At 66.3% G+C, this 7488-nt stretch carries 11 protein-coding genes and 1 pseudogene; 3 read left to right on the plus strand and 9 right to left on the minus strand.

All coding sequences use genetic code 11. From position 1 onward, the window contains the following. On the minus strand, positions 1-414 hold a 414-nt coding region (locus JYK17_RS39755), incomplete at its 3' end, for an FAD-dependent oxidoreductase (RefSeq protein ID WP_222812291.1). 484 nt (positions 415-898) lie between these two features. Between JYK17_RS39755 and JYK17_RS39760 the strand changes: the two genes are divergently transcribed. After that, positions 899-1510, plus strand: coding sequence for a sigma-70 family RNA polymerase sigma factor (locus tag JYK17_RS39760; RefSeq protein WP_164932084.1), 612 nt, complete (start codon positions 899-901; stop codon positions 1508-1510). Positions 1511-1573: 63 nt separating this feature from the next. Next, a complete protein-coding gene (locus tag JYK17_RS39765; RefSeq protein WP_222812292.1) occupies positions 1574-1933 on the plus strand; it encodes a GNAT family N-acetyltransferase in 360 nt (119 codons plus the stop codon). A gap of 57 nt (positions 1934-1990) precedes the next feature. Here JYK17_RS39765 and JYK17_RS40925 read toward each other — a convergent pair whose 3' ends face one another. The 6 genes and pseudogenes from JYK17_RS40925 to JYK17_RS39790 all read right to left on the minus strand — a co-directional run bounded on the left by JYK17_RS40925 (position 1991) and on the right by JYK17_RS39790 (position 5535). Next, positions 1991-2119, minus strand: a complete 129-nt coding sequence (locus tag JYK17_RS40925; RefSeq protein ID WP_234548395.1) for an MDR/zinc-dependent alcohol dehydrogenase-like family protein — start codon at positions 2117-2119, stop codon at positions 1991-1993. Beyond that, positions 2094-2436: pseudogene (locus JYK17_RS40930) on the minus strand (alcohol dehydrogenase catalytic domain-containing protein); the annotation flags it as partial. The pseudogene JYK17_RS40930 and the gene JYK17_RS40925, both read right to left, overlap by 26 nt. Before the next feature lie 76 nt (positions 2437-2512). Beyond that, the gene (locus tag JYK17_RS39775; RefSeq protein ID WP_108016148.1) at positions 2513-3943 is read right to left on the minus strand and encodes an NAD(P)/FAD-dependent oxidoreductase; all 1431 of its coding nucleotides are present in this window, start codon (positions 3941-3943) and stop codon (positions 2513-2515) included. 124 nt (positions 3944-4067) lie between these two features. Beyond that, positions 4068-4562 carry a peroxiredoxin family protein gene (locus tag JYK17_RS39780; protein ID WP_108016147.1) on the minus strand — a complete coding sequence of 165 codons (495 nt, stop codon included), beginning with the start codon at positions 4560-4562 and terminating at the stop codon, positions 4068-4070. A 58-nt stretch (positions 4563-4620) separates the two neighbouring features. After that, on the minus strand, positions 4621-4926 hold the full coding sequence (locus JYK17_RS39785; RefSeq protein ID WP_108016146.1) for a DUF427 domain-containing protein: 306 nt from the start codon (positions 4924-4926) through the stop codon (positions 4621-4623). Positions 4927-5166: 240 nt separating this feature from the next. Beyond that, a complete protein-coding gene (locus JYK17_RS39790; RefSeq protein ID WP_164932085.1) occupies positions 5167-5535 on the minus strand; it encodes a GNAT family N-acetyltransferase in 369 nt (122 codons plus the stop codon). A gap of 179 nt (positions 5536-5714) precedes the next feature. On the opposite strand from JYK17_RS39790, the gene JYK17_RS39795 reads away from it, so the two are divergent. Beyond that, on the plus strand, positions 5715-6107 hold the full coding sequence (locus tag JYK17_RS39795) for a GNAT family N-acetyltransferase (protein ID WP_164932086.1): 393 nt from the start codon (positions 5715-5717) through the stop codon (positions 6105-6107). Positions 6108-6155: 48 nt separating this feature from the next. On the opposite strand, the gene JYK17_RS39800 is transcribed toward JYK17_RS39795, so the two are convergent. Next, complete coding sequence (locus tag JYK17_RS39800) at positions 6156-6782, minus strand: TetR/AcrR family transcriptional regulator (protein ID WP_108016143.1); 627 nt, start codon at positions 6780-6782, stop codon at positions 6156-6158. Between the two features lie 16 nt (positions 6783-6798). After that, complete coding sequence (locus JYK17_RS39805; RefSeq protein WP_128800762.1) at positions 6799-7251, minus strand: hypothetical protein; 453 nt, start codon at positions 7249-7251, stop codon at positions 6799-6801. Positions 7252-7488: the final 237 nt, after the last annotated feature.

Here is a 7488-nt window from a genome sequence, read left to right on the forward strand (position 1 = left end):
GAGTACGTGGCGGCCCTGCACCCGCTGGCCGTTCACGTCGATCGAGGTGGGCGACGACAGCCGGCCCTCACCCTCGATATAGGTGATGTCACGTGCCTTCACCAGGCCGGTCAAACCTCGGCAGAGTCCGGCGACCGTATCGTCTTTGTAGCGCTGCACGGACGCCATGTCGATGCTTTCGAAGGAGGCCCTCACCCCGAACAACTCCGCGTCGCGGGTCCGGTCGGCGATCTCGCCCGCGTGCAGCAGGGCCTTGGTGGGGATGCACCCGTTGTGCAGGCAGGTACCCCCCAGCTTGTACTTCTCCACCATGGCCGTGCGCAGACCGAGTTGGGCACCGCGCAATGCGGCTGCGTACCCCGCGCTGCCACCACCGAGCACTACAAGATCGAAGCTGTCGGAGGCTTCCGTCATGTGGGCCCCTGCCTTTCACGTTGTCTGTTTGCACGGAGGAGCCCCGCCTACGAGGTTTCACGGCCCGGTGCGGCCACGCGTCCGGCGCACTCGAAAGGGGCGCGGAAGGGCAGCGATCTCTCCGCGGAGAACTTGGTCCGCGCCGTGATGGACCTACGTGCCGACAGGCTCATCGCCCTCCCCGGCCAAGGACTTCGGCGTCCCATCTCGGCCCGAGCGATGCGGACACCCTCGCACCGCCTGGCTTCAAGAAAGCCCCATCAGGATCGATTCTGCGTCTACTCGCCGTCGCGGATCGCCACCAGACCCCCGCTAGTGCCGCTGCTAGCGCACCACCCTCGGTGACGCCGAGCTCCCGGCCAGTAAGAACCGAACCGAATGGGGCCGCCAACCCGGTAATGCCGCTACAGACGGCGATCGGCGTCCAACACGCCCATACGCATCAAGGGCTGATGTATCAGCCAGACGCAGAGAGGAGCGGCCAGTGGCGACGCCTCCCCCTCAACACCCCTCACCTGGGGGTCAGAACGAAAGCTGTACGGAACGCCGCGCTCGGTTCGAGCAGGACGCGCTGGCACATCGGCGATCCCTGCTTGCCGCCGCCCGGAGGATGGCGCGCAACCCGGCCGATGCAGAGGACCTCGTGCAGGACGCCTACACGCGGGCGTATGCGTCGTTCGATAAATACCGCCCTGGAACGAATTTCGGCGCGTGGATGCGGAGAATACTCGTGAACCAGTACATCAACACGTACCGAAAGGAGCAGCGGCGGCCGCGGCAATACCTCGTAGCGGATGCCGAGGAACAGCAACTGCCGCACCATGACGCATACGGCCGCTTGGCGTTCGGCTCCGCAGAATCCGCCGCCTTGGCTCACATGCCCAGCCCCGACCTCAAGGCGGCCCTCAGCGTGGTCCCACCGGTTCGCCGAACGGCCGTTTACTTGGCGGACGTCGAGGGATTCAGTTACCGGGAGATCGCGGACTTCATGGGGACCCCCGTGGGCACGGTCATGTCCCGCATCCACCGGGGCCGGAAGCAGCTGCGCAGCCTGCTGCTGCCTCAAAACGGGCAGGGAGGGTCCCAGGCATCGTGACGGCCGCGCGGTCGCGCGTCTTGGGGACGGGGGGCCAGGTGGGTTCGTGCGAAGGGAGATGTCATGGCCGAGGTGTTGTTCGACGACAGCGCGAAGCGGGTCCGGGTGGTCGACGAACCGGAGTACCGTCGATATGCGCTCTACCTGGACGGAGCGCAGGTGGGAACCCTGTCGTACCGTGTCGTCGAGCAGCGACGGGTCCTGGGCCACACCGAGGTCGACGAGACCTGTCGTGGGCGGGGGTTGTCCCAGATCCTGGTTCAGGTGATCCTCGACGACCTCCGAGAGAGACGGCAGAAGGCCACGGTCCACTGTCCTGCCGTCGCTCAGTTCATGACGCGGAGCGTCAAGTACGCCGACGTCATCGATCCCAGCCATCCGGGCATCTGGGTCCTCGGCTTCGGTGGGGACCCCGCGGCCTGACGTCCGGCGGTGGGAGGGTGACCGACCGACAGTCTCCCACTCGCCGTCCCCGCGTCCTCACGGACGAATGCGGATGATCGTCTTTCCCTTGACCCGCTCGGTCGGGCTGAACGCGTCGACGGCGTCGTCAAGGGGCGTCACGCTGCCGATGTCGGTCCGCAGCCGACCGTCCCGTACCCACTGCACAATCTCGCCCAGTTGGGCGCGACTCGGCTGCGCCGTGCACCAGGACGCTCTGTCCGGCTTGCAGGTGGCCGTGCTCGAACAGGCCCAGCCACGCGGTCAGGCCCGGCATCACCATGGCCGCGCCGGTCGTGAAGTCGACCTCCCCGGCAGTGGCGCGAGGTTCGTGCCTCGACGCCTACGTACTCCGCCAGTGTGCCGTCGCGCGTCCAGTCCGTGAGGCCGAACACCCGCTGTCCCACCGACAGGCCCGCTGTTCCCGAGCTGAGGGTGGTGACCACTCCGGCCACCTCGTGTCCCGGGATCGAAGGAGTCCGGTCTGGCCGCTCCACCAGCTTCATTCCGGCCGTTCCCTTCGCGCCCGGCGCGTCGTGGCCCGGCTCAGCGGCGAGGGCCTCATCCAGTTGTACCCTCGTCCAACTTCCTTCCAACTAGGCTCTGTTGTTCGGCGGCGCCGAGCTTACGGCCGGCCGGCGCGAAGGCTGGGGGGTGCACCTCGCTCGCGTCGGAACGGTCCGGTTCGCCACCGTTGACGAAGGCTTTCCGCGGATGCTGCACGGAGAGCAGCGAGACCAGGTCCCTGCCGAACAGTGCCGCCGTGAACCAGACCGAAAGAACGCGGACCTTCCGCTCCCAGGTGGGCACGGCCAGGACGTGATAGCCACGGTGCATCAGCCAAGCCGGAAACCCCTTGATCACGATGCGCTTGTACTGGAAGATGCCCCGTCCCAGTCCCAGCGTCGCCACCACGCCGAGACTGCTGTGGCGGTAGTGCCGGATTCTGCCTCCCCGCAGGCTCGCCACGATGTTCTTCGCGAGACGTTTGGCCTGCCGCACGGCGTGCTGGGCGTTCGGCACCGTGTACGCCCCCGGCACAGGGGAGGCCAGGTCGGGTACGGCCGCGTCGTCTCCGGCTGCCCACACACCGGGCACGGGCTCGCTGTCGGTGCCAACGCGCAGATCGGGGCGGACCATGAGCAGACCACGCTCGTCGACCGGTAGATCCGTGTGGTTGTGCACAACCGGGTTGGAGGCGTTGCCGGCCGTCCAGACGATGAGCGCCGAGTCGAACTCCTCTCCGTCGGAGAGGACGACGTGTCCGTGCTCGGCGGACACGAGCTGGGTGTTCAGATGCACGCGTGCGCCACGCCGTTCCAGGGAGTCGACCACCCAGGCACCGGCCTTGTTCCCCACCTCGGGAAGAATGCGGCCTTGTGCCTCGACCAGATGGAACTGCAGATCGTCGATGCTCAGCTCGGGGTAGGACTTGAGCATCGCGGTCGCGAGCGACAGCAGCTCACCGAAGCCCTCGACACCGGAAAAGCCTCCGCCCACGAACGTGACGGTGAGCAGCCTGCGCCGCTCGGGTCCTGGGGGCAGTGACCCCGCCTGGTCGAACGCGGTCATCAGTCGGTCGCGAATGGCGACCGCCTCCTCCACGTGTTTCAGACCGATCGCTTGCTCCGCGACGCCGGGTACGGGGTACGTGCGGGTGACAGCGCCGGCGGTGACCACGAGGACGTCGTAGCGCAGCCGTTGGTCGGCGCCGTTCGCGAGCCGCACGGTGACAGTCCGGCCGGCATTGCGGATCTCGGTCACCGAACCAGCGATCAGCCGGGTACGACGCAGATGGCGCCGCAACGAGACGGCGGCGTGACGTGCCTCGACCGATCCGGCCGTCACCTCGGGCAGGAAGGGCTGGTAGGTCATATACGGGCGTGGGTCGACGACCGTGACCCGTGCCTCGCTCCTACGGAGCGCCTTCTCGAGGCGCCAGGCCGTGTAGAAACCCGCATAGCCTCCACCGACGATCACGATCTCCCGCATGATGTTCTCCGCTCGTAGGTCCACATCGGGTAAGCGCCGGCACGGAGTCCAGTGCGAGGCCGTCAGGCTCCTGACCGCGTCCCGCCGCCGTGAGTGAACCGGCCGACGCTCCGAGCCCGTGCGATCAGCCCGCGTGCTCCTTGCCCATGTGTTCCTTGAGGTAGGAGACCAGGCCGAGGACGTCCTCCGGCACGAGTCGGCCGATCGCCCCGGTCGAGTAGACGGCGGTGATGACAGTGCCGTTGGGAGCCAGGACGAAGCCCGTGGACTGCAGGTGCACCGGGTCGTCGTTGAGGAAGGCACCGGTCGCCTCGGCGATCGCGTGGGCGTCCACGCCGTGCGCCACGGGAAACGTGAGCTCGTGCTTCTCCACGAGCTCCTTCGTCGTGGCCTCGTCGTCGACGGAGAGCGCGACGACCTTGATACCCACCTGCGTGAATCGGTCGCTCGCCCGTTGAAACGCCCTCAGTTGCGCGGTGCAGTAAGGGCACCACGAACCGCGGTAGAAGAGGACAACGCCGAAGCTGTCGGCGAGCTCCTCACGGATGTCGAGGGTGCCACCTCCGACGGTACTGACTTTCAGGGCGGGAAATTCCGCACCGGAGTTCAACAGGCCCATGAATTCTCCTTGGTGACCAGGCATGTCAATGTGCCGGAGGTGGTGGCGCCGAGATGCATCAGTGCTCGATTCTGACCTCGCGGGCGTCGAAGGCGACGTAGCCGCTGAAGTCGCGACCGACACGGGTCACCGCCGACTCCCTGATGTTCGGGTAGGACCAGGCCCCGTCCCTGAGCACCGTCTCGCCGGCCACAACGTCGTGATACTGCGCCTTCCCCTTCCAGGGACAGGTGTAGGGGGTCGGGCTCTCGCGGAGCGCGTCAGCCGTCACGGAGTCCGGTGGGAAGTAGGTGTTTCCCTCAATGCAAACCACCGCTTCGCTCGCAGCCTCCGCCACGACAGTTTCGCCGACCAGTGCCTTCATGACTCTTTCCCCTTGTTCCCCTCGTGAATGACCTTGCCCGGGTCGCGCGTCGCCGGTTTGGGCATCGGGCCTGAACCGCGCGACCAGTTGGCAGCCGAGGCTCCCTTGTGCATTCGAGCAGTGGGTTGGTGTCGCGTGGGGCGCCGCTTCTTACCTGTGTTTTGACACCACCGGCAATAGGTCAGGTGCGGCAGAAGCAACCGCAGGAGCCGAAGTCGGAGAGATCAAGGCTCGGTGCTGTCAGCCACCGGCCTCCGTCAGCGCCGACTCGGCGGCCGCGCGATCGGTGTAGCCCGGGTGCCGGGGGTCGACCAGATCGGCATAGGTGGTGGTTCGCGAGAGGTAGTCGACCACAAACGGGCAGATCGCGGTGACGGTGCCCTCGCGGGAGCGGATCTCGTCGAAGACTCGCCCCACCAGCGTGCCCCCGACCCCCTGGTGATGATGACTCGACTCCACCTCAGTGTGCCGAAGGGCGTACCGGTTGGGCTTCAGGCGGGTGTAGTAGAGCCAACCGACCAGGTCATGGTGACGGTAGAGCTCGAAGCGACCTCGATCGATGTTGTCGATCAGTCGCTCGGTCACCGGCACCTGCTCCTCGCTGCTCATCGAGCTACTCCTCTCCCTGCTGTCACTCATGCTGAGACTCGTCGCCTCGGACTCCATGGTCCGATTGCGAAGCATGGCAACCAGCACACCACCGGATACGTATCATAGATTGGACTACATAGTCCGTTCAAACGATGCCTGGGTCAGAGCTACCCAGGGCCACCGACTGGAGACGAGCCATGCCAGAAGACAACATGGAGCCATCACCGGCCGCCATTGAGGTACGCAAGAACGAGACCGCCCGTCTCTACGAGGCACTGATCGAGGGCCAGGTCGTCGGCACCCTGGCTTACGAGACAACGGGCGGACGTTTCTCGCTCACGCACTCGTACGTGGACCCGGATCAACGACACCGGGGCATCGCGTCAGCCTTGGCGCGCCACGCCCTGGAAGACCTGAGCCGGACTCAAGGCCAGGCCAGGATTGGCATCTACTGCGGTTTCGTCGCCGACTACGTCCAAGCGCACCCCGCCTGGAAGGAATCCGTCGACATCAACCGTTCGGCTTTCATCGCCACTTACACGGCACGCGACACGACCACGAGAATCACGATGAGCGGTGAGCTGAGCTGAGTCCCGGGCTGAAGTCGCCTTCCCTGTGGGTGACTTGGTTACCGGAACTCAACCGGCAGACAGGCTCTCGATGTGTGCAAGCGCCATGTCGATCGAAGTTGCCATCGGTGTGGCGTCGCGTGCCGTCTGCGCCAGCAGGTAGCCGCCCTGGAGGGCCGCCATGAGCCCGGTCGCGAGCTGGTCGGTCGACGCCGTGGGCGGGAGTACGCCACGGTCCTGCATCCGCCGCAGCACGCCGGCCAGGAGCCCCTGCCATTCCGTGAACAACCGCGACAGGGCTCGGCGTGCGAGCGCGTCGTGATCGGAGACCTCGGTGGCGAGCGAGCCGAGCGCACAGCCGTAGGCGCCATGCTGAAGGGCGTTGTTCTGCACCAACGCGTTACGCCACCGTCGCAGACCCCGGATCGTCGAGACGCAACCGAGGGACCTGCGCTCGCGTTCGATGACGCGCTCCCCCACATGATCGACGACAGCTCGCACGAGCGCATCCTTGCCGTCGAAGTGGTGATACAACTGCGACTTGCTCACCCCGCTCGCCGCCAGTACATCATCAAGCGTGGTGGTGCCGACTCCCTTGACGTACATCAGGTCGGCCGCTGCGGCGACGATCCTTGCCCGTGTCTTCGCGCCGCGCGCCGTCAGGCGTCTGCCGTTGTGAGAGTCAGCGGTCGTCATCACGGGTTCATGTTACTTATCGGTCGTCTCGCTCCCCGTTCAGGAAGTCGTCCTCGGTTGCCGCCACAGGCACGAGCGCGAGGTCGAGCGCCGCGTTGAGCGGCCGAGCATCTGGCGCAATCCGGCTCAAGGTGCTGCCCCCCTGAAGCGCCGCAAGGATCAGCACCACGATCTTCCGGGCGTCGACACCGACATCTCCGGTCCGGCGCGACGTGCAGAGCCTGGCCCCTGGGGCGCCGGACTTCAGCAACCGGTCAACCGCCTCCGCGATGAGCTCGCGCCACTGGTCGAGGAAGTCGGCTCGCGCTCGCATGTCACCTGTTTGGCGCAGCGCCACCACGTACGGCGACGACGGGGTCATGAGTTCCTCGACCACCTGGCGGCGCCAGTCCGCCAACTTCGCCCTGTCAGTTACCGCGGCCAGACCAGCACTCTCGCGCGCCGGGACTTCCGCGATGTGCGTCCTCATCGCTCCCTCCCAACCAGTCGACACCACTGGCCCACCCTGCCAGCGACTGGACTATTTCGTCCTTTTCCCAATGACGGTAGCTGCCCGCGGGGCGTCCGCAGCGCGTACGTCAGTTGCGCAGGGTAAGAAGCCGGGCGCTGATGCCGCCAAGTGCTCACCGGGCGAAGATGCTGTGCAGACGAAGAAGCGGCAGGGAAGGTGCGGGATGAAGGCGATTGTGGTGACAGATCAGGCCGC

This window comes from Streptomyces plumbidurans, from assembly GCF_019857225.1.
Lineage (GTDB): Bacteria > Actinomycetota > Actinomycetes > Streptomycetales > Streptomycetaceae > Streptomyces > Streptomyces plumbidurans.